This is a genomic window from Actinomadura sp. 9N407 (assembly GCF_044326315.1).
GTDB lineage: Bacteria > Actinomycetota > Actinomycetes > Streptosporangiales > Streptosporangiaceae > Spirillospora.
Map to the genome: position 1 here is coordinate 1 of NZ_JBIRAW010000005.1, position 22,356 is coordinate 22,356.

At 71.6% G+C, this 22,356-nt stretch carries 25 protein-coding genes; 16 read left to right on the forward strand and 9 right to left on the reverse strand.

The features are described 5' to 3' along the window. Positions 1 to 127: 127 nt before the first annotated feature. The 3 genes from ACH34Q_RS09590 to ACH34Q_RS09600 all read left to right on the forward strand — a co-directional run bounded on the left by ACH34Q_RS09590 (position 128) and on the right by ACH34Q_RS09600 (position 2,842). On the forward strand, positions 128 to 1,039 hold the full coding sequence (locus ACH34Q_RS09590) for a MerR family transcriptional regulator (RefSeq protein ID WP_395982448.1): 912 nt from the start codon (positions 128 to 130) through the stop codon (positions 1,037 to 1,039). Between the two features lie 136 nt (positions 1,040 to 1,175). Then, entirely contained in the window at positions 1,176 to 2,255 is a 1,080-nt protein-coding gene (locus tag ACH34Q_RS09595) for an LLM class flavin-dependent oxidoreductase (protein ID WP_395982449.1), read from the forward strand. Beyond that, positions 2,252 to 2,842: a CE1759 family FMN reductase gene (locus tag ACH34Q_RS09600; RefSeq protein WP_395982450.1), complete on the forward strand. Its 591-nt coding sequence runs from the start codon at positions 2,252 to 2,254 to the stop codon at positions 2,840 to 2,842. The genes ACH34Q_RS09595 and ACH34Q_RS09600 overlap by 4 nt, the downstream gene beginning before the upstream one ends. Here the strand turns inward: ACH34Q_RS09600 and ACH34Q_RS09605 are convergent. Then, entirely contained in the window at positions 2,797 to 3,153 is a 357-nt protein-coding gene (locus tag ACH34Q_RS09605; RefSeq protein WP_395982451.1) for a MerR family transcriptional regulator, read from the reverse strand. The genes ACH34Q_RS09600 and ACH34Q_RS09605 overlap by 46 nt on opposite strands. Here ACH34Q_RS09605 and ACH34Q_RS09610 point away from each other — a divergent pair. Beyond that, positions 3,125 to 3,442 carry a putative quinol monooxygenase gene (locus ACH34Q_RS09610; protein WP_395982452.1) on the forward strand — a complete coding sequence of 106 codons (318 nt, stop codon included), beginning with the start codon at positions 3,125 to 3,127 and terminating at the stop codon, positions 3,440 to 3,442. The genes ACH34Q_RS09605 and ACH34Q_RS09610 overlap by 29 nt on opposite strands. Here ACH34Q_RS09610 and ACH34Q_RS09615 read toward each other — a convergent pair. Both ACH34Q_RS09615 and ACH34Q_RS09620 read right to left on the reverse strand, forming a co-directional pair. Continuing rightward, the gene (locus ACH34Q_RS09615) at positions 3,411 to 4,961 is read right to left on the reverse strand and encodes a hypothetical protein (protein WP_395982453.1); all 1,551 of its coding nucleotides are present in this window, start codon (positions 4,959 to 4,961) and stop codon (positions 3,411 to 3,413) included. The genes ACH34Q_RS09610 and ACH34Q_RS09615 overlap by 32 nt on opposite strands. Beyond that, positions 4,961 to 6,103 carry an FAD-dependent monooxygenase gene (locus tag ACH34Q_RS09620; RefSeq protein WP_395982454.1) on the reverse strand — a complete coding sequence of 381 codons (1,143 nt, stop codon included), beginning with the start codon at positions 6,101 to 6,103 and terminating at the stop codon, positions 4,961 to 4,963. Before ACH34Q_RS09620 ends, ACH34Q_RS09615 begins: the two co-directional genes overlap by 1 nt. A gap of 162 nt (positions 6,104 to 6,265) precedes the next feature. On the opposite strand from ACH34Q_RS09620, the gene ACH34Q_RS09625 reads away from it, so the two are divergent. Genes ACH34Q_RS09625 through ACH34Q_RS09635 form a run of 3 tightly spaced genes read left to right on the forward strand, consistent with a single transcriptional unit; the run spans position 6,266 to position 8,015 of the window. Further along, positions 6,266 to 7,162: an LLM class F420-dependent oxidoreductase gene (locus ACH34Q_RS09625; RefSeq protein ID WP_395982455.1), complete on the forward strand. Its 897-nt coding sequence runs from the start codon at positions 6,266 to 6,268 to the stop codon at positions 7,160 to 7,162. Next, positions 7,159 to 7,467, forward strand: a complete 309-nt coding sequence (locus ACH34Q_RS09630) for a hypothetical protein (RefSeq protein ID WP_395982456.1) — start codon at positions 7,159 to 7,161, stop codon at positions 7,465 to 7,467. The genes ACH34Q_RS09625 and ACH34Q_RS09630 overlap by 4 nt, the downstream gene beginning before the upstream one ends. Then, the gene (locus ACH34Q_RS09635) at positions 7,464 to 8,015 is read left to right on the forward strand and encodes a Dabb family protein (protein WP_395982457.1); all 552 of its coding nucleotides are present in this window, start codon (positions 7,464 to 7,466) and stop codon (positions 8,013 to 8,015) included. Before ACH34Q_RS09630 ends, ACH34Q_RS09635 begins: the two co-directional genes overlap by 4 nt. A gap of 13 nt (positions 8,016 to 8,028) precedes the next feature. Here the strand turns inward: ACH34Q_RS09635 and ACH34Q_RS09640 are convergent, their stop codons facing one another. Then, a complete protein-coding gene (locus tag ACH34Q_RS09640; RefSeq protein ID WP_395982458.1) occupies positions 8,029 to 8,247 on the reverse strand; it encodes a DUF397 domain-containing protein in 219 nt (72 codons plus the stop codon). Further along, the gene (locus ACH34Q_RS09645) at positions 8,208 to 9,023 is read right to left on the reverse strand and encodes a Scr1 family TA system antitoxin-like transcriptional regulator (RefSeq protein WP_395982459.1); all 816 of its coding nucleotides are present in this window, start codon (positions 9,021 to 9,023) and stop codon (positions 8,208 to 8,210) included. The genes ACH34Q_RS09640 and ACH34Q_RS09645 overlap by 40 nt, the downstream gene beginning before the upstream one ends. A 223-nt stretch (positions 9,024 to 9,246) precedes the next feature. On the opposite strand from ACH34Q_RS09645, the gene ACH34Q_RS09650 reads away from it, so the two are divergent. Beyond that, the gene (locus tag ACH34Q_RS09650; protein ID WP_395982460.1) at positions 9,247 to 10,866 is read left to right on the forward strand and encodes a HEAT repeat domain-containing protein; all 1,620 of its coding nucleotides are present in this window, start codon (positions 9,247 to 9,249) and stop codon (positions 10,864 to 10,866) included. 48 nt (positions 10,867 to 10,914) lie between these two features. Then, positions 10,915 to 11,517 (forward strand): helix-turn-helix domain-containing protein, encoded by a 603-nt coding sequence (locus tag ACH34Q_RS09655; RefSeq protein WP_395982461.1) that lies wholly within the window; start codon positions 10,915 to 10,917, stop codon positions 11,515 to 11,517. On the opposite strand, the gene ACH34Q_RS09660 is transcribed toward ACH34Q_RS09655, so the two are convergent. Together ACH34Q_RS09660 and ACH34Q_RS09665 are read right to left on the reverse strand one after the other, a co-directional pair. Next, positions 11,514 to 11,948 (reverse strand): MarR family winged helix-turn-helix transcriptional regulator, encoded by a 435-nt coding sequence (locus ACH34Q_RS09660; RefSeq protein ID WP_395982462.1) that lies wholly within the window; start codon positions 11,946 to 11,948, stop codon positions 11,514 to 11,516. The two genes, ACH34Q_RS09655 and ACH34Q_RS09660, sit on opposite strands and share 4 nt — an antisense overlap. A 35-nt stretch (positions 11,949 to 11,983) precedes the next feature. Next, positions 11,984 to 12,883, reverse strand: coding sequence for a LysR family transcriptional regulator (locus ACH34Q_RS09665; protein ID WP_395982463.1), 900 nt, complete (start codon positions 12,881 to 12,883; stop codon positions 11,984 to 11,986). A gap of 97 nt (positions 12,884 to 12,980) precedes the next feature. Here ACH34Q_RS09665 and ACH34Q_RS09670 point away from each other — a divergent pair, with 97 nt between their 5' ends. Genes ACH34Q_RS09670 through ACH34Q_RS09700 form a run of 7 tightly spaced genes read left to right on the forward strand, consistent with a single transcriptional unit; the run spans position 12,981 to position 20,242 of the window. Continuing rightward, entirely contained in the window at positions 12,981 to 13,925 is a 945-nt protein-coding gene (locus ACH34Q_RS09670; RefSeq protein WP_395982464.1) for a fumarylacetoacetate hydrolase family protein, read from the forward strand. Further along, on the forward strand, positions 13,925 to 14,890 hold the full coding sequence (locus ACH34Q_RS09675; RefSeq protein ID WP_395982465.1) for a cyclase family protein: 966 nt from the start codon (positions 13,925 to 13,927) through the stop codon (positions 14,888 to 14,890). Before ACH34Q_RS09670 ends, ACH34Q_RS09675 begins: the two co-directional genes overlap by 1 nt. A gap of 38 nt (positions 14,891 to 14,928) precedes the next feature. Further along, the gene (locus ACH34Q_RS09680; protein ID WP_395982466.1) at positions 14,929 to 16,056 is read left to right on the forward strand and encodes an FAD-dependent oxidoreductase; all 1,128 of its coding nucleotides are present in this window, start codon (positions 14,929 to 14,931) and stop codon (positions 16,054 to 16,056) included. Beyond that, positions 16,053 to 17,066, forward strand: coding sequence for an amidohydrolase family protein (locus tag ACH34Q_RS09685; protein ID WP_395982467.1), 1,014 nt, complete (start codon positions 16,053 to 16,055; stop codon positions 17,064 to 17,066). Before ACH34Q_RS09680 ends, ACH34Q_RS09685 begins: the two co-directional genes overlap by 4 nt. Next, positions 17,063 to 17,995, forward strand: a complete 933-nt coding sequence (locus ACH34Q_RS09690) for a VOC family protein (RefSeq protein ID WP_395982468.1) — start codon at positions 17,063 to 17,065, stop codon at positions 17,993 to 17,995. Before ACH34Q_RS09685 ends, ACH34Q_RS09690 begins: the two co-directional genes overlap by 4 nt. A gap of 10 nt (positions 17,996 to 18,005) precedes the next feature. Then, on the forward strand, positions 18,006 to 18,959 hold the full coding sequence (locus ACH34Q_RS09695) for a fumarylacetoacetate hydrolase family protein (RefSeq protein ID WP_395982469.1): 954 nt from the start codon (positions 18,006 to 18,008) through the stop codon (positions 18,957 to 18,959). Then, positions 18,956 to 20,242: a hypothetical protein gene (locus ACH34Q_RS09700; protein WP_395982470.1), complete on the forward strand. Its 1,287-nt coding sequence runs from the start codon at positions 18,956 to 18,958 to the stop codon at positions 20,240 to 20,242. The genes ACH34Q_RS09695 and ACH34Q_RS09700 overlap by 4 nt, the downstream gene beginning before the upstream one ends. 53 nt (positions 20,243 to 20,295) lie before the next feature. Here the strand turns inward: ACH34Q_RS09700 and ACH34Q_RS09705 are convergent, their stop codons facing one another. Further along, positions 20,296 to 20,871 carry a TIGR03086 family metal-binding protein gene (locus ACH34Q_RS09705; protein WP_395982471.1) on the reverse strand — a complete coding sequence of 192 codons (576 nt, stop codon included), beginning with the start codon at positions 20,869 to 20,871 and terminating at the stop codon, positions 20,296 to 20,298. Between the two features lie 25 nt (positions 20,872 to 20,896). Further along, positions 20,897 to 22,330, reverse strand: a complete 1,434-nt coding sequence (locus ACH34Q_RS09710; RefSeq protein WP_395982472.1) for an acyltransferase family protein — start codon at positions 22,328 to 22,330, stop codon at positions 20,897 to 20,899. Positions 22,331 to 22,356: the final 26 nt, after the last annotated feature.

Consider the following 22,356-nt stretch of genomic DNA (forward strand, 5'->3'; position numbering starts at 1 on the left):
CCCGACCCGACCCCTGGACAGGGGAAAGGTGATGCGACCCCAGCGCGGCCGCCAGCGGCGAAGGGGAGCGCAACGAGGCGTGAACGACCGAGCCGCAAGCTCGACCGTTCACGGCCGAGAAGCTGACGTGGCTGTGACCGACGACACGATCGGAATCGGGGAGCTGGCCCGGCTCGCGGGCCTGCCGGTGCGTACGGTCCGCTTCTACTGCGATGAGGGGATCCTGGCCGTAGGGCGGAGTTCGGGCGGGCACCGGCGGTTCGACCCCGAGGCGGTGGAACGGCTGCGGCTGGTCCGGCGGCTGCGCGGGCTCGGTCTCGGGCTGCCGGCGATCACCCGCGTGCTGACCGGTGAGCGCGGGCTCGGCGAGGCCATCGCCGCCGAACGCGCCGCGCTGGACGTCGAGCTGGCCGATCTCGCCTGGCGGCGCGCGTCGCTGCGGGCGCTGGAGTCGGCCGCCGCTCCCGCCGAGCGCGCCGCCCGCCTGGAGTTGCTGGCCGCGGTCGAGCATGGCCGATCCGCGCGCGAGGCGGTCGCGGCGTTCTGGCGCGGCCTGATGGTGGCCCCGCTGCCGGCGGAGATGATCGACGCCTTCGTCGACGGCGTCGTCCCCGAGCCGCCGGCCGATCCCACCCCGGCCCAGGTCGTCGCGTACGCCGAGATGGTCGCCCTGACCTCCGACCGGGCGCTCCGCGGTCGGCTGCGAGCCCGGGGCAGGGTCAACGCCACGCTGATCGCCGACGAGCCGACCCTGCTGGAAGGCACCGCCGACGCCTGCGCGATGGCGGCACCCGACGTCCTCGCGGGGACGGTCCCGCGTCCCGGCCCGGCGCTCGACCGGCTGGTCGAGACCCATGCGCTGGTACGGGGCGGGCGCGACACCCCCGAGTTCCGCCGGGACCTGCTCCAGCAGATCTCCTTCGAGGCCGAGCCCGGCGTTGCCCGCTACTGGGGGCTGGTGGAGGAGGTGACCGGCGAGCCTGACACGCTGGGAGCCACTCACACCTGGCTGCTTCAGGCCCTCGCGACCTCGATCTGAGGTCCTCACGGCCCCGGATCCGCGCCCCCACGGCCCAGGTCCGTGGGCCTCGCGACCTGGGGCCGGCACCGGAATAGAACGTCCGGCCCCCGGGTTCCGGTACGATAGTTGAAACTTCTACTAATAGGGGGACGGCGTGCAGTTCGGAATCTTCACCGTCGGCGATGTCACCACGGACCCGACGAACGGCCGCACGCCGTCGGAGGCGGAGCGGATCAAGGCGATGGTGGCCATCGCGCAGAAGGCCGAGGAGGTGGGCCTGGACGTCTTCGCCACCGGCGAGCACCACAATCCGCCGTTCGTGCCCTCGTCGCCGACCACCATGCTCGGCTACATCGCCGCCCGGACCGAGCGGCTGATCCTGTCGACCTCGACGACGCTGATCACCACCAACGACCCGGTGAAGATCGCCGAGGACTACGCGATGCTGCAGCACCTGGCCGACGGCCGGGTCGACCTGATGATGGGGCGCGGCAACACCGGGCCGGTCTACCCCTGGTTCGGCAAGGACATCCGCGACGGCATCCCGCTCGCCATCGAGAACTACCACCTGCTGCACAAGCTGTGGCGCGAGGACGTCGTCGACTGGGAGGGCAAGTACCGCACGCCGCTGCAGTCGTTCACCTCGACGCCCCGCCCGCTGGACGGCGTCCCGCCGTTCGTGTGGCACGGCTCCATCCGCAGCCCGCAGATCGCCGAGCAGGCCGCCTACTACGGCGACGGCTTCTTCGCCAACAACATCTTCTGGCCGAAGGAGCACTTCAGCCGGCTGATCGAGCTGTACCGGCGGCGGTACGAGCACTACGGCCACGGCCAGGCCGACCAGGCCATCGTCGGGCTCGGCGGGCAGGCGTTCATGCGCAAGAACTCCCAGGACGCGGTGAACGAGTTCCGCCCGTACTTCGACAACGCCCCCGTCTACGGGCACGGGCCGTCCCTGGAGGAGTTCACCGAGGAGACGCCGCTCACCGTCGGCAGCCCGCAGCAGGTCATCGACAGCACGCTGGCCTTCCGCGACTCGTTCGGCGACTACCAGCGGCAGCTGTTCCTGATGGACCACGCCGGGCTGCCCCTCAAGACCGTCCTGGAGCAGCTGGACCTCCTGGGCGAAGAGGTCGTCCCCGTCCTCCGCAAGGAGTTCGAGGCCCTGCGTCCCGCCCACGTCCCCGCTACCGCGCCGACCCACTCCCAGCTGCGCAAGGAGGCCGTCCGATGACCGACCGCACCCTCGCCGTGATCTCGGCGGGACTGGGCCAGCCGTCCTCCAGCCGCCTGCTGGCGGACCGGCTGGCCGACGCCACCACCGCATCGCTGCCTGCTGAGGTCATCACGATCGAGCTGCGCGACCACGCTCACGACCTGGCGAGCAACCTGGTCACCGGCTTCGCGCCCGAGTCCCTGCGCCGGGCCATCGACGCCGTGACCGGTGCCGACGGCGTGATCGCGGTGACGCCGATCTTCAACGCCTCGTACAGCGGCCTGTTCAAGACCTTCTTCGACGTGCTCGACAAGGAGGCCCTGGAGGGCAAGTCCGTCCTGATCGGCGCCACGGGCGGCACCGCCCGCCACTCGCTGGCCCTGGACTTCGCCGTACGGCCGATGCTGGCGTACCTGCGGGCCCAGGTCGTCCCGACCGCCGTGTACGCGGCCACCGAGGACTGGGCGAGCCCCGGCGACCTCACCGACCGCGTCGCCCAGGCGGCCGGCGAACTCGCCGCCGCCATCGACGCCCGCCCGCAGGCCGTACGGGAGGACCCCTACGCCGACCCGGTGACCTCGTTCGAGGACCTCCTCGCCGGCTGAGCCGACACGAGCGCCGACGCCGGACCCGCGAACCGGCGTCGCTCGCGTTCAGGCCGAGGAAGGGACGAGCCGGACGGACGCGTCGAGAAGCTCGCTGAGCGAGCTCCGGTGCCGTCCCCGACGAAGCAGGGCATGAGGTCGCGGATGACCTTCGTGGGCAGCCCGGCGGCCAGCAGGGTACGGATGCGGGCGACCGTCGCCGGGGCATCGGCGCCGTAGTGGCGGTGCCCTCCGTCACTGCGCCGGGAGCTCACATAGGTGTCACATTCTAACGTTGTCCTCATGAACGCGACGACGGTACAAGCGCCCATTTCCCTCTACGGAATCCTCCGGCCCATGCCCGAGCGTGCCGAGGAGGTCAAGCGACTCCTTTCTTCTCTGGTGGAGCCCACCCGGCAGGAGGAGGGGAACCTGCAGTACCACCTCCATGAGCACGACGACGGCCGGCTGTTCCTGTACGAGATCTGGCGCTCCCAGGAAGACCTCGACCGGCACAACGAATATCCGCCGCTGCGCGCCTTCCTCGACAATCTGCTGGACTATCTCGAGGAAATGCCGGAGGGATATTTCAACACGATGACGAGTGCCTATCCGGTCTGAACGCAGGCTGAGCGCACAGGTAGGGGCGGGCGAGCGCCAGGGCCAGGACGGTCAGGCCCATTCCGGCATACACCGGGGCCAGGTGCGGGAGGTCGGTGTAGCCGATCCCCGAGTGCACCACCACCGGCGGAACGAATCCGGCGACCGCCGACAGCGCCAGCGACCACCAGACCCAGGCCTCGCCTCGGCGCCAGCCCCAGGCGCTCAGCAGCGTGATCGCCGCGGCGGCGGCCATCAGCGCGCCGCCGAACCCGGCCCGGTCGTGCGCGATGAACGGCAGCAGGCCGGGGCTCGCGGCGCGCAGCTCGCCGGGGGTGGTGCCGAGGAAGGCCAGGTCGCTGGGGACGAACACGTGCGTGAGCCCGACGACGGACACCACCGCGCCGCCGGCGAGGAGCCCCAGCCCAGTGACGATCATGAGGAGCTGCCCCAGCAGCGCCCTGCGCCGCTGGGGCTCGGGGCCCTCGGCCAGGGACGTCCAGCGCGGGCGGTCGGGGGACCGGCGGGTGGCGAGGACGAACATCGGGACGAGCACGATCGTGACCGCCGTGTGCAGCGGCTCCACGAAGCCGAATCCCAGGAAGTAGAGCAGGGTCGGGAACCCGATGCACCCGGAGACCAGGTAGGCCTTGCGTGCCCACGGCCATCCACGGCGGATGCCGCCGGCGGCCAGCCCGGTGTAGAGCACCCCGATCGCCACCACCGTCGCGGCCATCGTGATCCTGTCGTGCTGCAGGAAATGCACCAGGTGCTGGTTGGTGCCGTGCAGCCGGTCTCGGTCCAGGCCGAGGAAGGCGCGGTCGTACCAGAGCAGGACCGGGCCGAGCGTGATGGCGGCCGCGCCCAGACCGGCGACGATCATCCCGAGCCCCGCGCACACCCCCCACCACCAGGCGGGCCACCGCCGCGGATCGCGGCCCACTTCGCGCAGCCGTGGCGCCGGGGACGTCGGCGTGGCCGCCTCGGCCACCCGCTGGAACCAGCCGGGCCCCGCTTCCACCAGTGCCGCCGGGGTCGCCAGGACGGCCTTGCCGGGATCTGCCAGCGCCTCCAGCGCATCGCCGATGGAAGGGCCGGACAGCCGGACGATCTCCGTGTCGTCGAACAGCACCGCGTCCACGTGAGCGGCGACGGCCTCCGCCACCACGGGGTCATCTGTCCGTACGAGCACGAGGCACCGCCGGCCCGCGGCGGCGTCCCGTACCAGGACGGCATCGTCCCGGCCGACGGGTGCGACCATGATCAGCCCGGCCCCCTGCGTGGGCAGTGCCCGTACGGCGTCGCGCGCCACCGCCGGCGGTACGATCGCGCCCAGCCGGGTGGCCACGCCGATACCGGCGACGGCTCCGGCCAGCGCCGCCGGAGGCGCGGTGTGACCGAACGTTCCCGTGATGATCCGGCGCCCGCCGGGCAGCGAGACCAGCGTCGCCAGCGCCCGCAGGGCGGCCCGCCGCGATCGGCTTGCGCCGAGCAGGGCGGCGGCGGGTCTTCGGAGCGGATGGTACGTCCAGTCGGGCATCAGGGGCGCCAGTCCAGGACGGGGGCCATGGCTCTCAGGTTCGCGGAGTTCGGGGCCAGCCTGGCGGCGAGATCGCGGGCCATCGCGGCGGGCGGCCAGGCCCATTGGCCGACGGCACCCAGCCGGGCGGACCGCCGTACGAGGCGCTGGGTCCTGGCGCGGCGCAACCGGTCGTAGCCGGCGAGGGCCGAGCCGATGTCCGGAGTCCGGCCGAGGCATGAGGCGAGAACGACGGCGTCCTCCAGCGCTTGGGCGGCGCCCTGCCCCAGAGTGGGCGTCATCGCGTGGGCGGCGTCGCCGAGCAGCGCCACCCGGCCGCTGACGAAACCGGGCAGGGGCGGCAGATCGTGGATGTCATGCCGCAGAACGCCGTCCTCCGCGACGGCGTCCAGCAAGGCCGGGATCGGGTCGGCCCAGTGCCCGAACCGGCGGCGGACCTCGGTCCATTCACCGTCCGGGGCGGCGCCGCCTGCGGGCACCGAGGCGGTGCCGAAGCAGTAGACCCGGTTCCCCGGCATCGAGGCGAAGCCGAACACCTCCCCCCGGCCCCAGGTCACGCCGCCACTGGTGAGCGACCTGGGCAGCGGTGCCGTGATCATGCGCCAGGCGGTGTAGCCGGCGTACCGGAGCGGCCTGGCCGCCGGCCACACCAGCCCGCGGACGGTGCTGTGCACCCCGTCGGCCCCGATCAGCAGGTCGGCGCGCAGGCTCCCGCCCTCGTGCTCGGCCACGACCGCGTCGCCGTCATCGCGTACCCCGGTGATCGTGGTCGCCGGCAGCAGCGCCTCCGCCGGCAGTTCCCCGGCCAGGGCGCGCACCAGGTCGGCGCGGTGCAGCACGATCAGCGGCGACCCGAACCGCCGTTCGATCTCGGCGTTGTCGGCCCGCGCCAGCCAGCGGCCCGTACGGTCGCGGACCCCGCCGCCGGCCTCGACCGCGCCCAGTTCCCTGACCCGGCCGTCCAGACCCAGCGCCGCGAGGGCCCGCAGCGCGTTGGGCCACAGGGACAGGCCGGCGCCGATCTCGGTGAACGCCGGGGCCCGTTCGCAGACCTCCACCCGCCACCCCTGCCGGTGCAGGGCCACGCCCGTGGCCAGCCCACCGATCCCGCCTCCGACGATCACCGCGGTACGCGCTGCCATCACGCCCCTTTTCGCAGAGCCGGCGACGCCTGTGGGCGCCGACGCCGCCAGGCTCTCACGGGGTCGCGTCCGCCCGTCCGGCGGGGGAAAGCGGCCGCGCGGGCGTATTGACCTCCAGATATATTTCGAATAGGAATATGTCGTTCAGTCATAGGAGGTCGCGTGGTCCGGTTGGGCATGATGGCGCCGTTCGTGGACGGCCTGATCACCTCGGGCGGGTTCCTGCGGGACTTCGCCGGGACGCTCGAGGAGTGCGGGGTCGAGTCGGTCTGGACGGTCGAGCACGTGGTGGTCGCCGAGGACTACGAGACCCTCTACCCGTACTCCCGGAACGGCCGGATGCCCGGACCGCCCGAGGGCATCCCGATGCCCGACCCGCTCGACACCATCGCCTACCTCGCGGGGGCGACGAGGACACTGCGGTTCGGGACGGCCATGGTCGTCGCGCCGCTGCACAGCCCGGTCGTGCTGGCCAAGCGCGCCGCCACGATCGACCGGCACTCCGGCGGCCGGCTGATGCTCGGCCTGGGCATCGGCTGGCAGAAGGAGGAGTACGCCGCGATCGGCGTCCCGTACGCCAAGCGCGGCGCGCGCCTCGACGAGTGCGTCGGCGCCATGCGCGCCCTCTGGTCGCAGGAGCCCGCGACGTTCCACGGCGAGCACGTGTCGTTCGAGCGGGTGCACTGCCGCCCGCGACCCGAGTCGGGCGCGGTCCCGATCGTCCTGGGCGGCAACAGCGAGGCCGCGGTGCGGCGCGCGGGCCGTACCGGCGACGGCTGGTTCCCGTACACGATCGGCCCCCGCGACTTCGCCGCCCGCGCGGACCTGCTGCGCGAGACCGCCGCCGCCCACGGCAGGGACCCCGGCGCCGTCGAGATCACCGCCTGGCCGGGCAGCCACGACCCGTCCCGCCAGAACGACCTCGCCCGGGAGTACGTGTCCGCCGGCGCGTCCCGCCTGGTGATCGCGCCGCGCGTCAGAACGGACGATGCACGGACCTTGGACGCCGTGCGCGAACAGGTCACCCGCTACCGGGACGACGTCCTGGAGAAGCTGTGACCGAGGTCAACGTGCTCGAAACGATCGTGCTCCCCGCGGACGAGGAGGGACGCTGGCTGGAACGCTGGCGGGAGGACTACCTGCCCGCCGCCCGCTCGCGCGGCCTCCGCCACGAACGTACGTGGAGATCCCACGAAGGCCCCGACACGATCGCCCTGCACATCCTGTGGTGGCTGAGCAGTCCGTACGACTTCTACGCCATGCGGACCGCCGCCGGTAGGGACCCTTCCGTCGCGGAGTTCTGGGCCGCCACCGACACCGTCGCCCGTACCCGTGAACGGCGCGTCATGGCGGTGGAGCGGTGACCCGCTGGACGGCACTCGCCCCGCCCGGAGCCACGGTCCCCGGCTCGGGCGGGCCCGATCTTCCCGGCAGCATCCGCGGCCTGGGAACGAGCTGGGACTTCAGCGCCGAGCAGGCCCCGTCCCTCGCGCCGGGCGTCGACGCCGTCGCGCTGGCACCGATTGCGTCCGGTCATGTTCCGCTGCGCGGCGCCAGGGTGAAGCGGACCCTGCTCCTGACCGTTCATGAGGGCACGCCCCAGGCGGTCGTGGAACGGTTCGAGAACGACCTGCTGGCGATGCCCGTCCACATCGGCACCATCCGGTCATGGGCGCTCAGCCGCGTCGACCAACAGCTGAGCCCGTCCGCCTGGACCCACGCGTGGGAGCAGGAGTACGACGACGAGGACGGGCTCGGCCCCTACCTGCTCCACCCGTACCACTGGACGTACATCGACCGGTGGTTCGACCCCGAGTCACCGGGCTCGATCGTCCACCCGCAGCCCGCCCACGTCCTCCGCTGGGCCACGGAACCGGTTATTGGAGGAAGCACCCCGGTCGTCGGCCCGTAGGCGTCCGCCACTCCTACCGGCCGTGTTTGATCTGGCCGATCAGGCGGGTGAACTGCCCGGCGGTCAGGCTGAGGTATCCGCTCTCCGGGGCCTTGGAGTCCCTGACCCCAACACCACGGGGGAGACGGCCCACCTCCACACACACTTTGTCGTCGCCTACGGCACTGCGGGAACTCTTCCGCCACTTCACGTTCACGGGTATCGCTCCAGGTACTGCTTGATGATGTCGCATGAGGCATCCTCAGAGGCTGCCTTCGCGCCGATACGATCGAATCTATCCCGTAGTGCCCTGATTTCGCTTGGTGATTCGATCAGGCGCCCGCCACTCTGCGCGCCCGCGTAGGCAACGTCACGACTCTCCAAGCTGATGACCTGGAAGAATCCCTCAACGCCCGGGTGAATCCCGGACGAGAACGGCACGATGCGCAGGCTGACGTGAGGGAGATCCATTGCGGTGAGCAGATGTCGAAGCTGGCGCTTCATGGCTTCATTATCCCCGACCGGCCGCGCGAGCACGGCTTCATCGAGCACGACCCAGATGTCGGGTGGCGTCTCTCTGCCGAGGATGAGTCGCTTGCGTGCGAGGTGTTCGGCGAGTTCGGCCCCGTGGTCGCTGTGACTGCTACTCCGCATGTAGGCAGTTGTGCACTCGTCCGTCTGTAGATGCAGCGGGATGCCGCCTCCATGAAAGATCCTGATCGCGAGCGACTGGGTTTCGTACTGGCTGTACTGGTGGAACCACTCGGGGTCGTGTGCCATGCGGGCGTACCAGAGGAGGAGTTGGAAGAGCATTCCGGTGCCGTACTTCTTGTCCAGCATCCGCATCTGATCGTCGTGTGGGCGCTGCCTGCCTGCTTCCATGTTGCAGACGGTCGAGCGCGCCGCGTTGATGATTTGTCCGCATTGTGTCAGTGAGAGCCCCTCCTTCTCGCGCCAGTAGCGCATGTAGAAGGCGAGGAAGTGCCACATCGAGATCGTGGGGTCGAGGGGGTCGCGGACGATCGGCATCGGTCCTCCACTGTTTCGCGTTTCGGCGGGGAATTGGAGCGTAGAACACACTCGCGAATCTTGATGTCAGAAACGGAGACTGTGTCGATGGAGCGACATTAGTGGTACCCCGGCCAGGTGCCTCGTCCGGTCTGCGTGAGGCTGTTTTTGATTTCTCGCGAAACGCTGATTCGTCGAACGCTCGGGTGTCGTTCGCGGGGGCGTCAGGTGGCATTCTTGGGGGATGTCTTCTTCGTCGGGGTTTGTACCGCCGCTGAGCCTCCTGTTCGAGGACGAGTGCACGGAAGGGCCGCGCGCGGCGGGCGGGGAGGATTCCCGGGTACGGGAGCTGCTCGGAAGGTGGAGCCGGGACGAGCCGCTCGAGGAACGGCTGGGGATCGTTCTGGAGGCCGGAGACCTGCTGCGTGGCTGCTCGGCGGCCGTACTTCCTGAGGTGCTGATCTGGCTCCGGGACCTGCGGGGGCATTGGGATCCTCAGGTGAGGCTGGCGGCGGGGATGGCCATGGCGCGGGGCGTCGACGCCGAGCAACCCGGAATGGCACTGGAGGTTCTGAACGGGGCGGCGGACCTGGAGATCTGGCGGGAAGTCCCGTGGGTGGGGGCCATGCCGGAGGAGTTGGTCGAGCATCTCGGCGGTACGAGCGCGGCGGTGGTCAGGTGGGTGGCCGACGAATGCGATGTCGGAACTCGTACCGAGTTGTGTGTGACGCTGGCCGGGCATTCGGACGAGGACCGGCGGGCCGGTGCCGTTCAGGTGGCGGGCAAGCTGGTCGGGTGCCGGCGGTCACCGGTCGTCAGGCTGATGCCCGTTCTGGAGGAATGGACGCTGGACCCAGGTGCCGTGACACGTAGGTATGCGACGCATCTCCTCGCTGCGCTGGGTGGAGATGCTTCATTGCTCGCCGAGAGGCTGCACGATTCAGAACCGTGGGTGCGGGATATCGCTGCCTGGGGGTTGGCGAGGCAGGAGGATCCGCGATGCCTGTCTCATTTGGGCGAACGGCTGGACGCCTATGGCACTGCCACGAGTTACAGCACTGGTACTCCTTACGGATATTCGACGGCCTTGCCTTCCCTGGTCGAGGTCCTCGGGCGGCTGGAAGCGCATGCCCCGGTGCTTCTTCCTCTGATACGGGAGAGGCTGCGGCGGCCCGATGACCGGATGGCGCCCTCGCTCGCCACGGTCGTGGGGGAGTGGGGAGAAGCGGCGGCCGAGGCGGAGCCGGAGCTTCTTGGACTGCTGGGGACGGAGGCGCATCTCGCGGCGGTCAAGGCTCTCGCGCGGATCGGGTCGGCAGCGGCCGTTCCCGTTCTGGAACGGATGATGCGGCGTCCTCCCGGCCGCCCGACGGAATGGGAGAGCCGATGGTCGCGGCTCGTGGTGGCCTGGGCCTATTGGAAACTGGCAGGTGATCCAGGGCCTGTTCTCGAGGAGTTGGACGCCGCTTTCCAGGGGCGGTACGGGCAGGCTCTGTGGCCCTATTTCGAAGATCTCGGGCCCCTTGCCGCCGTCCATGCCCCCAGGCTTCGGGACCTTCTGGAACGGCGGGACGCGTACACGCGAGTCGGGGCGGCCTCGTCGCTCCACCGGATCACCGGTGATGCCGCAGAAGTGTTCCCGACCTTGTGGGAGGTCGCGTATCCGCTCGCGACGGGCTCGTTCCAGCCGGTGCGGTGGGAGGCGCTGCGGCGGATCGCCCGGAGCGGCATGGTGCCGGACAGGATCCGGCCCGTCCTCGCGGAACTGGCCGGTACGGACCGGCGGCTTCGCTGCCACGGGGGATGGCGGGCCGTCGACGAGGACCGCGAGCACCGGGAGCTGATCGCGGGGATGCTCGCCTGACCGCAACCTGGGTTGCCAGTATGGCAACGATGGGGTGGAATGGTCGGTATGGACGAGTCAGCGGGATCAGCCGTGGTGGGCGAGGTACTGGCCAAGGTCGGGCCCCGGCTGCGGGAGCTTCGGACCAAGCGCGGGGTGACGCTGCAGGACCTGTCGGACGTCACCGGCATCTCCAAGAGCACGCTGTCGCGGCTGGAGTCGGGCGGGCGGCGGGCGACGCTGGAGTTGCTGCTGCCGATCGCACGGGCCCATCAGGTGCCGCTGGACGAGCTGGTCGGTGCCCCCGAGGTGGGGGATCCGCGGGTACGGCTCGCGCCGAGGGAACTGGGCGGGATGACCGCGATCCCGCTGACCCGGCGTCCGGGCGGGGTGCAGGCGTACAAGATGATCATCGAGCCGGGGCGGGACCGCCCCGAGCAGCGGACGCATGAGGGGCACGAGTGGCTCTACGTCCTGAACGGGCGGCTGCGGCTGCTGCTCGCCGAGCATGACCTGGTGCTGAAGCCGGGGGAGGCCGCCGAGTTCGACACGCGGCTTCCGCACTGGTTCGGGGCCGCCGATGACGAGCCGGTCGAGATCCTCAGCCTGTTCGGGCGGCAGGGCGAGCGGATGCACGTACGGGCCAGGCCGCGCAGCGCGAAACAGGACTAAACGGCGGCGTCGAGGTTGGTCGTGACCTTGGACAGCAGGGCGTGCAGGGTGCGCATCTCTTCGAGTTCGAGCCCGGTGGCGTCCAGGATCCGTACGGGGACGCGGGTGGCGCGGTCCTTCAGGGCGGCGCCGGACGGGGTGAGGTGGACCGAGACCGAGCGCTCGTCCTGGCGGTCGCGGCGGCGCTCGACCAGGCCGGCGGTCTCCAGGCGCTTGATCAGCGGGGACAGGGTGCCGGAGTCGAGCCGCAGGCGGGTGCCGAGTTCCTTGACCGTGAGGCCGTCGGACTCCCAGAGCGCCAGCATGGCCAGGTACTGCGGGTAGGTGAGCCCGAGGTCCCGCAGCTCCGACCGGTACAGCGCGTCGAACGCCCGCGAGGTCGCGTGCAGGGCGAAGCAGACCTGGTGGTCGAGCTTCAGCGGGTCGTCCATGCCCTCGAGTCTACGACCGGCCGGTTGCCCGCAACTCACAGTTCCGCGCCGACCCGGGCCGCGATCTCGCGGAGCCAGATGTGGGCCGCGTCGTGGGTGTGCGCGGGGTGCCACCACAGGGCCTCCTGTACGGGGACGGCCTCGAACGGGCAGGGCAGGGCGCGTACGGGCACGACGCCGGCGAGGAGCCGGGCGAGGCGGTCCTGGATGAGGGCGACGCGGCGGGTTCCGGCGATCAGGAACGGCAGCAGCTGGAAGCTGTCGACCGAGACCTCCACCCGGGGCTCGATGCCGATCATGCTGAGCTGGTGGGCGGCGGGCGCGTCGTAGGTGCGCTGGTAGGTGACCCACGGCAGCTCCGCCAGGAGGTCCAGCGTGAGGGCGTCGCCGACCTCGGGGTTGTCGTCGGCGACCAGGCACATCCAGCGGTCGGTGAACAGCTCCACGGACGGGTAGCCGCTGATGATCCCGTGCGGCATCAGCAGGCCGTCGACGGCGCCGAGCAGCAGGTCGGTGCTCTCGCCGATATCCGCCGGGACCTGGCGGAAGCGGATCCGCACGCCGGGCGCCTCGGCGTGCGCGGCGCGGGCCAGGGCGGCACCGAAGGCGGCCACGCCGTAGTCGGAGGTCAGGATCGTGAACTCGCGGCTGTCCCGGGCGGGATCGAATTCGGCCTGGCTGCTGAAGATCCGTTCCAGCAGCTCGCAGGCGGTCGGCACCCGGCCGAGCAGGGCGGTGCCGAGCGGGGTGAGGTGGTAGCCGCTGCCGCTGCGGGTCAGCAGCTCGTCGCCGAAGTGGCGGCGCAGCCGGGCGAGCGCGGCGCTCATCGCGGGCTGGCTCAGGCCGATCCGGCGGCCCGCCCGCGTGACGTTGCGCTCCTCCAGCAGGGCCTGCAGGGCGACCAGGAGGTTGAGGTCCAGGCTGGCCAGGTTCATCGGCATCCATCGGGTGAATGGTCGGCATCAGACATATCTATTTCCCAAATCTCTCGCGCGCCGCCATGTTAGTCACAACACACCTGAAAGGAACATCGTGTCGGCCTCACTCTTCGCCATCGGTACGTTCTCCGCCTCCGGAGCGCCCTTCCCCGGCCTGGTCGTCGGGGATCGCGTCCTGGAGCTCCCCGGCGGGACGGTCCGTACCCTCCTGGATGACTGGGAACGGACGCTGCCCCGGCTCGTGGAGCTGGCGGGAAGCGCTACCGGCTGGCAGCCCCTGGAGGGCCTGAACGTGCATGCCCCGGTCGAGCCGCGGCAGGTCTTCCAGTCCGGGGCCAACTACCGGCGGCACGTGATCGACCTGGTGGTGGCCCATCGGGAGCCGGACGATCCGCGCAGCGAGGAGCAGGCGCGCGCCGACGCGGCCGAGATGATGGACCGCCGGGCCGCCGAGGACCTGCCGTACGTGTTCACCGGCCTGCCGTCGGCGATCACCGGCCCGTACGACGACGTGGTGCTCCCGTCCTGGGCCGCCAAGCCGGACTGGGAGCTGGAGCTGGCCGCGGTGATCGGCCGCGAGGCGTACCAGGTGAGCCGTGAGGACGCGCTGGACCATGTCGCCGGCTACACGATCGCCAACGACCTGACGGCCCGCGAGGCGGTGTTCCGGCGGGACATGCCCGAGATCGGGTCGGACTGGCTGCGCAGCAAGAACGCGCCGGGCTTCACGCCGGTGGGCCCGTACATCGTGCCGGCGGGGTTCGTGGACGATCCGTCCGACCTGCGGCTGACGCTCAGCCTGAACGGCGAGGTCAAGCAGGACGAGTCGAGCAAGGACATGATCTTCGACGTCGCCCGGCTCGTCTCCTACATCTCCGGGTTCGCCCGGCTGCTGCCCGGCGACCTGGTCCTGACCGGAAGCCCGGCGGGCAACGGGATGCACTGGGGACGGCTGCTGCGCGACGGCGACGTGATGGAGTCGACGATCACCGGCCTGGGCACCCAGCGCACCCGCTGCGTCGCGGAAGGGGCCGCGTGATGGCGCTCGACCGTACCGATCCCGAGGCCGAGGTCGCGGCGGCCGCCAAGGCGTGCTCCAACTGGGGACGCTGGGGCCAGGACGACGTGCTCGGCACTTTGAACTTCCTCACCGAGGCCAAGCGCCTCGAAGGCGCCGCGCTGATCCGGCGGGGAGAGAGCTTCTCGCTGTCGCTGCCGTTCGACATGAACGGGCCGCAGAAGGGCTGGCGGCGCCGTACCAACCCGGTCCACACGATGCTCGACACCGGCACCGACGCCGCGCTGGGCAACCAGGGCTTCCCGCACGGGATCGGCGGAGCCGACGACGTGATCGCCATGCCGCTGCAGTGCTCCACGCAGTGGGATGGGCTGGGCCACATCTTCGACCACGGACTGGCCTGGAACGGCCGCCGCGCGGAGGAGGTCGTCACGTCCGAGGGTGACCTGGTCACCGGGATCGAGCACATGGCCGCCCCGATCGCGGGGCGCGGGGTGCTGCTGGACGTCGGGCGCGCGATCGGCGAGGACGGGGAGCTGCCCGACGGGTTCGCGATCACCGCGGAGCATCTGGACGCGACCGCCGAGGCCCAGGGCGTCGCGGTCGGGCGCGGCGACCTCGTCCTGGTCCGGACCGGGCAGCTGGCCCGGGCCCGGCGCGGGGACGGCTGGGGCGACTACGCGGGCGGTCCGGCGCCGGGCCTCTCGTTCACCTCGGCCGGCTGGCTGCACCGGAGCGAGATCGCCGGGATCGCCACCGACACCTGGGGCTTCGAGGTGCGGCCGAACGAGTTCGAGCACGCCTTCCAGCCGCTGCACCAGGTCGCCATCCCGCACATCGGGCTGCTGATCGGCGAGATGTGGGACCTGGACGCGCTCGCCGCCGACTGCGCCGCCGACGGCCGGTACGAGTTCTGGCTCACCGCCGCCCCGCTGCCCGTGACCGGCGCCGTCGGCTCCCCGGTCAACCCCATCGCGGTCAAGTGACCCCCGGCCACGTGACCCCCAGCCAGAAGGAGCCGGTCATGCCCCCCAACACCCGCCGCGTCCTCATCGTCGGAGGCGGCCTGTCCGGGAACGGTCTCACGGTGCTGCTCCGCCGCGCCGGGATCGAGGTGGATCTGGTGGAGATCCGGCCGGACTGGAACGTCGTCTCTGGATCCGGCATCACCCTGCAGGGCAACGCGCTGCGCGTGCTGCGCGAGATCGGTGTCTGGGACGACGTCGAGGCGCACGGCTACGGCTTCGGCTCCCTCGGCCTGATCGCTCCGGACGGCACCGTGCTGCACGCCATGGAGGACCTGCCCACCGGAGGCGACGACCTGCCCGCGACGGCCGGGATGCGCCGTCCGGACCTGCAGCGCGCCATGGCCGACGCCGTCCGCGCGTCCGGCCCGCCCGCGCGGCTCGGCGTGACCGTCGAGTCGATCGACGAGGCGAGCGGCGAGGTCGCCTTCAGCGACGGGACGAGCGGCCGCTACGACCTGATCGTGGCGGCGGACGGGGTGCATTCGGCCGTACGGGAGATGATCGGCGTTCCCGACCGGCCCGTGCCCACCGGCATGGGCATCTGGCGGACGACCGCGCCGAGGCCGGACGAGGTGACCCGCACGGACCTGGCCTACGGCGGTCCTTGCTACATCGCCGGTTACTGCCCGACCAGCGAGACCACCCTGTACGCGTACCTGGTCGAGCCCAACCGCGACCGGTCCGCGCTCGACCCGGCGTCCTACGCCGACGAGATGCGCGGGCTGGCCGAGGGGTACGGCGGGGCGTGGAAGCAGATCCGCGAGTCCATCACCGACCCGGCGCAGGTGAACTACACGTGGTTCACCCAGCTGCTGGTGGAGGGCCCCTGGCACAGCGGACGGGTCGTCCTGGCGGGCGACTCCGCCCATGCCTGCCCGCCCACGCTCGCCCAGGGCGCGGCGATGTCGCTGGAGGACGTCCTCGTCCTCGCCGAGCTGCTCACCACGCGCGACACCTGGGACGACGCGCTGCTGACCGAGTACCGCGACCGGCGGATGCCGCGCGTGCGGATGGTCGTCGACGCCTCGGTCCAGCTCGGGCAGTGGCTGATGGACGGCGATCGCGACGCGGACGTGGGCGGCCTGATGGGCCGCACGATGGGCGTGCTGCGGGAGCTGCCGTGACCCCGGCGATCGACGTGCACGCCCACGTCCTGCTCCTCGCGGTCGAGCAGGCGGTGGAGGGCGCGCCCGGGCTCGCGGCGGCCCGCGAACTGGACGCGCGCCGCAACGGGCCCGAGGCACTGGAGACCAGCGGAGCGATGATCCGCGAGCGCTTCCCGAAGCTGGTGGACGTCAAGGCCCGCCTTGCGGCGATGGACGAGGCGGGCGTGGACGTCCAGCTGGTCAGCCCGTCCCCGTCGCACTACCACTACTGGGCCGGCGAGGACCTGGCCCGTACGGTCTGGGAGCTGGCCAACACCGGGACGGCCGAGCACTGCGCGCAGGCGCCCGAGCGGCTGTACGGGCTCGGCCTCGTCCCGCTCCAGCATCCCGCGCTCGTGGTCGAGGCCCTCGAGCACGCCATGGACCAGGGCCTCCGCGGCGTCGAGATCTCCAGCCACGCCCCCGGGCTCGAACTGTCGGACCCGGCGTACGAGCCGTTCTGGACCAGGGCCGAGGAGCTGGGCGCGCTGGTCTTCCTGCATCCGTTCGGGTGCACGCTGGACGAGCGCCTGGACCGCTGGTACCTGTCCAACACCGTCGGCCAGCCCGCCGAGAACGCGGTCGCGCTGTCGCACCTGATCTTCTCCGGAGTGCTCGACCGGCATCCCGGATTGAAGATCATCGCGGCGCACGGCGGCGGCTACCTGCCCACCCACATCGGCCGTTCCGACCATGCCTGGCGGGCCCGTACCGACACCCGGGGCTGCGCCCATCCGCCCAGCTCGTACCTGCGGCGGCTCTGGTTCGACTCGCTCGTGCACGATCCCGCCGTGCTGCGGCACCTGATCGCCGCCGCCGGGCCAGGCCGGGTCCTGCTCGGCTCGGACTACCCGTTCGACATGGGCACCGGCGACCCGCTCGGCGCGCTGCGCGACGCGGGGCTGCCCGAACCCGAATTCCTCGCCATCGCCGGCGGCAACGCCGCAGCGCTCCTGAACCTCTCGCTCCCGATCACCGAGGAGGAATGAACGTGATCACCCATCTCAGGCACGTCGACCTCGCCGTGCCCGACTTCGACAAGCAGCTCGACTTCTACTCCGGCGTCTGGGGCCTCACCAAGGTCGCCGACGACGGCGGCATCGCGTTCATGGCCGCCGAGGGGTCGCCCGAGCAGTACGTCGTCCGGTTGCGCAGGGCCGAGGAGAAGCGGCTCGACCTGGTCTCCTACGGCGCCGCTTCCCCCGAGGACGTCGACGCCCTGGCCGCCCGCCTCGGTACCGAGGGCGTCGAGCTGGTCGGCGAGCCCGGCGAGCTGACCACGCCCGGCGGCGGCTACGGCTTCCGGTTCTTCGACGTCGACGGCCGTACCGTCGAGGTCTCCGCCAACGTCGGGACCCGCGAGCACCGCAAGATCGAGGAACGCGAGTCGATCCCCGTCCGGCTCTCGCACGTGGTGCTCAACTCCCCGGACCTGAACAAGACCCGGGAGTGGTACGAGCGGCACCTCGGCTTCCGGCTCTCCGACACCCTCTCCCACCCCGCGATGGGGGAGATGATGCACTTCATGCGGATCAACTCCTGGCACCACAGCATGGCCATCGCCCGGGGCCCGCACACGTCGCTGCACCACGTCTCGTTCGAGATGCGCGGCCTGGACGAGTACATGCGGGGGACCGGACGGCTGCTGCAGGCCGGGGTCAAGAAGGTCTGGGGGCCGGGCCGCCATCTGGCCGGCGACAACACCTTCTCCTACTTCCTCGACCCGCACGGCAACACGGTCGAGTACACGACCGAGCTGGAGACGGTCGACGAGGACACCTGGCATCCCCAGGTGTACGACTTCACCCAGCCCGGGGTCAGCGACCAGTGGGGCACCGCCAACCCGATGAACGAGCTGGTCGCCAAGGAGTCGTTCAACGACCCCGACCGCGGCTGCTTCGTCGCGCCGCCGGTCTGAGGGGTCTGGAATGCGATTCGCCACGTACGAGCATCAGGGCGAGGTCCGTACCGGCCTGCTCGACGGCGAGGTCCTGCGCCCGCTGCCCGTCTCGCTGCTGGAGCACCTGCGGGCCGGCGGGGAGGCCCGCCCGGAGCCGGGGGAGGGGGTCCCGCTCGGCGAGGCCAGGCTGCTCGCGCCGCTGGAGCCGCCGACCGTACGGGACTTCGTCACCTTCGAGGAGCATGTGGAGGGGGTCCGCCGCAGCGTCCAGGGCGAGGCCGGCGTCCCGGACGCCTGGTACGACGCCCCGACCTTCTACTTCTCCAACCCGTACGGGATCATCGGCCCGTACGACGACGTCCCCGTACCGCCGGGCTGCGAGGTCCTGGACTTCGAGCTGGAGATCGCCGTCGTGATCGGCCGCGCGGGCCGCGACCTCACCCCCGAGCAGGCCCGCGAGCACATCGCCGGATTCACGATCCTCGGCGACTGGTCCGCCCGTGACCTGCAGGGACGCGAGATGCAGGTCGGCCTCGGCCCCTGCAAGGGCAAGGACACGGCCACCACGCTGGGGCCCTGGCTGGTGACGCCGGACGAGCTGGAGCCGTACCGCGACGCCGACGGCTTCCTGCGGCTGGGGCTCGCCGCCGCGGTCAACGGCGAGGTCGTCGGCACGGACCTGCTGTCCAACATGAGCTGGACGTTCGAGGAGATGGTCTCCTACGCCTCGCGCGGGACATGGGTCCGGCCGGGTGACGTCCTCGGCTCCGGGACGTGCGGCAACGGCGGCTGCCTGTCGGAGCTGTGGGGCGTGCGAGGCGTCCGGAACCCGCCGCCGCTCAAGATCGGCGACACGGTGACGCTCACCGCCGAGGGCATCGGCTCGACGTCCGGCACGATCGTCGCGGGCGCCGAGCCGGTCCCGCTCCCGTCCGGGCGGAAGCGTCCCCGAGACCGTCCCGGGGCTAATGTGTCGGCGTGAGCCTCCCCGCCGCGATGCGCGACGCCCGCCTGACCGACCTCGACGAGCGCGGGCTGATGCCCCTCGCCCAGGCCCGTGACCTCCTCGCCCGGACGCGGGTATTCCGGCGGGGCGAGGGGGAGATGGTCGACGGCAGGTTCGTCCTGGAATCGGACCGCGCCTGGGCGGCGCTGCTGAGCCTCGCGGACGCGGCCGAGTTCGTGCCGGTGGCGAGCCGCCTGGCGTGGGAGGCCGATCCGCGCGGGAGGGACAACCTCGCGCTGTACGAGCGGTACGGCGACGGCGTCCTGCCCTGGATCGCCACCCGCGTGGACGGCGAGGGCGTCCTGCACGACAAGCCCTGGTGCGTGCTGCCCTGCCTGTTCGCGTCCGGGTCGGCCGAGGCGTTCGGGATCGCGGCGTCGATCAGGGACGGCGGCGAGGTCCTGTGGCAGTGGATCAGCCGGCATCCGGAGATCGGCTACCGGCTGCTGGCCGAGCGCGCGTCCGAGGACGGGGTCGCCGCGGCGATCCGCACGCTGCACCGGATCGATCCGCGCGGCACCGCCCACCGCCTCGACGCGGACGTCCTGGACGGGCTGGGCCTGGTCACTCCGCCGGTGCCGGACGCCGTCCGGGCGGCGCTCGACGCCGCTCCCCGCGTGGAGGCCGGCCCCAGCACACCGCTGGCGATGGCCGAGCTGGACGAGTGCTTCGAGGACTACCAGTACCCGATGTGGGACAACGCCAATGACTTCTGCGCGGCGATGCGGATGACGGGCTTCATCACCCCGGGCGGCGTGGACGGCCTGGTGTTCCAGTCCCTGACCACCGGGCTGGGGGAGGACGACGTCCGGATCGAGTTCCACCGGTTCGGCTTCGGCGACGCGTTCGGATGGCTGCTCGGGATCCGCCACGAGATCATGGACGAGGAGACCGCCGCGCGGATCGTGGCGACCAGGACCGCCGGCGGGCGGCCGCTCCGCCCGCTGCCCGCGTTCGGTGACGCGTTCGGCCCGCTCGAGGTGCACATGCTCACGCTCGATCTCGACGAGGCGTTCCTGTCCGGCGAGCGGCTGAAGGACGTCCTGGAACTGCCCGAGGCCGCCGCGCCGCTGTTCGTCCTGGACGAGTGGACGATGCCGGAGACGGACGAGCCGGCGAGCGGCGCGGAGGACCTCGTCCTGGCCGTCGAGGCCCTCCGCGAGCGCCGCGCGATCACGGCCGCGCTGAACCCCCGGCCCCGCGAGGACTACCTGCGCGAACGCATCGCTGTGCTCGGCGGCTGGGGTGCCTCCTGGTGATCAGGGCCCGTGACCAGGACCCGTGATCAAGGCCCGTGATCAAGGACCCGTGATCAGGGCGTCCAGAACGGGTCGCGGCCCGTCCGGCCGATGAGCCGGTCGAGCGCCGGGGCCCCGGCGGGGACGGGGACGGCCGGACCGAACAGGCCGTTGCCGGGCTCGGGGTCCTCCGGGGTCTGGGAGACGAACTCCAGGCAGGCCTCGGCCTCCTCCCCGGACACGCTGTAGGGGCGGTCCAGGGCACGGGCGATGTCCCAGCCGTGGACGAGCACCTCGTCCAGGGCCACCAGGCCCGCGACCTCGCCGGGCAGATCGACGCCGCCGGCCTTGGTCATGCCCTCCCAGGCGGCCGGATCGCGCCACGCCTGGGCGAGCGCCTCCAGCCGCCGGGGGATTCGCTCGCGCCAGTCGTCGCCCAGGTCGGCGTTCTGCACCGAGGGGGGCGGGCCGGACTCGATCTCGGGGCTCTTCTCGGCGGCCCAGGTGAAGGCCTGCGACAGCCCGTCCACATGGAAGATCAGCTCGGTGAGCGACATCTTCTCGCACGGGGTCGGCGCGTCGAGCAGATCGTCGGGAACGGCGGCGATCAGGGCGGCCGTCCGCCGGGCGGCCGGGGTGAGGTCGATCATGGTCGGCTCCTTCGGGACACCGGGGTCAGGGTGCACGTGAAGGAACAGACCCGGCGGCGACCGCAAACTCATCGCCGGACGTCTCGCGGTCCTGGTCCCGGCCGGGGTCCTGCTCTCGTGCCCGGCCCTGGGCCTGGACGTGGGCCTCGGCCTTGGCGCGCCTCGCCGTGATCACCCGCCGCCCCATCCGCTGCGTCGGCAGCTCGATGTACCGGTGCGCCACGGCGCCGGTGACCAGCACGGCGGCGGTCAGGACGGCCAGCCAGAGCAGCCGTACCGGCACCGAGATCCGGGCCGGCTCGCCGACGAGCCGCCAGACGATCTGCACCACCGGCGAGTGCAGCAGGTAGACCGAGTAGCTGATCACGCCCAGCCAGGCCAGGAAGCGCGGGAACCGGCGGTTCCGCAGCACCATGCCGACCAGGAACGTCACCCAGGCCGCCGCGACGGCCGCCGGCCATCCCCAGACGCCGGTCGCCCCGTACGGCAGCCGGTCCGCGGTGATCGCCAGGTAGGCGCCGCCCGCGACGGACAGCACCGGGACCAGCGCGATCGCCGCGATGGCCGGCCACCGCGACGACTGCCCCTGCTGGATGCGGTAGATGCCCGAGCCGGCGAACATCGTGGCGATGATGGCCAGGCTCTCCAGCCCGCCGATGCGGTTGTTGAGCGTGACCAGGCCCAGTGCCAGCACGGCCAGCGCGAGCACGCCGCAGCGCCGGGCGGTCCGGTTGCCGCTCATCACCGCCACCAGGCCGCCGGCCATCAGCAGCGCGGCCGCCGCGATCGTGCCCTCCCTGGCGTGGGAGGCCAGCAGCGTCACGGGCAGCAGCGCCCCGAAGACGGCGGCGGCCACGGCCAGCAGCACGGCCGTCAGCGCGCTGGCCCGGTGTACGCCCGCGACGAACATGGCCGTGACGAGCAGGTAGAACACCATCTCGTACGACAGCGTCCAGAAGACGTTGACCGCGTTGGGGACCCCGAGCAGGTCCTGCAGCATGGTCAGATGCGCCAGTGCCGAGGTCCATGGCTTGGCGGTGAGATCGCCCGGGGGATCCCAGCTGACCTTGGCCAGGCCGATGCCGACGCCGACCACGGCCGCGAAGGCCCACAGCGGGTACAGCCGGAACATCCGGCCGATCCAGAACTCGCGGACGCTGCCGCGCCGCTCGAGCGAGGCGGGGATGATGTAGCCGCTGACGATGAAGAAGACGAAGACGCCGTACCGGCCGAAGTCGAACCACGGGCTGACGCCCTTGCGGACCTCGGGGAACAGCACGTCCAGCGAGTGCTCGAAGACCACGACCAGGGCGGCCAGGCCGCGCAGGGCGTCCAGCCATTGGAGCCGCCTGCCGCCCCCGGCGGGCGACGATGGCGCCGGTCTCGTCGGCGCCGCCGGTGCGCGCGCGTCCGGGTTCTTGGTGGGAGCGGTGGCGGGAGGCGTAGTGCTGGCGGGCATCCGGGCCACCCTAGGGGATGACCCTG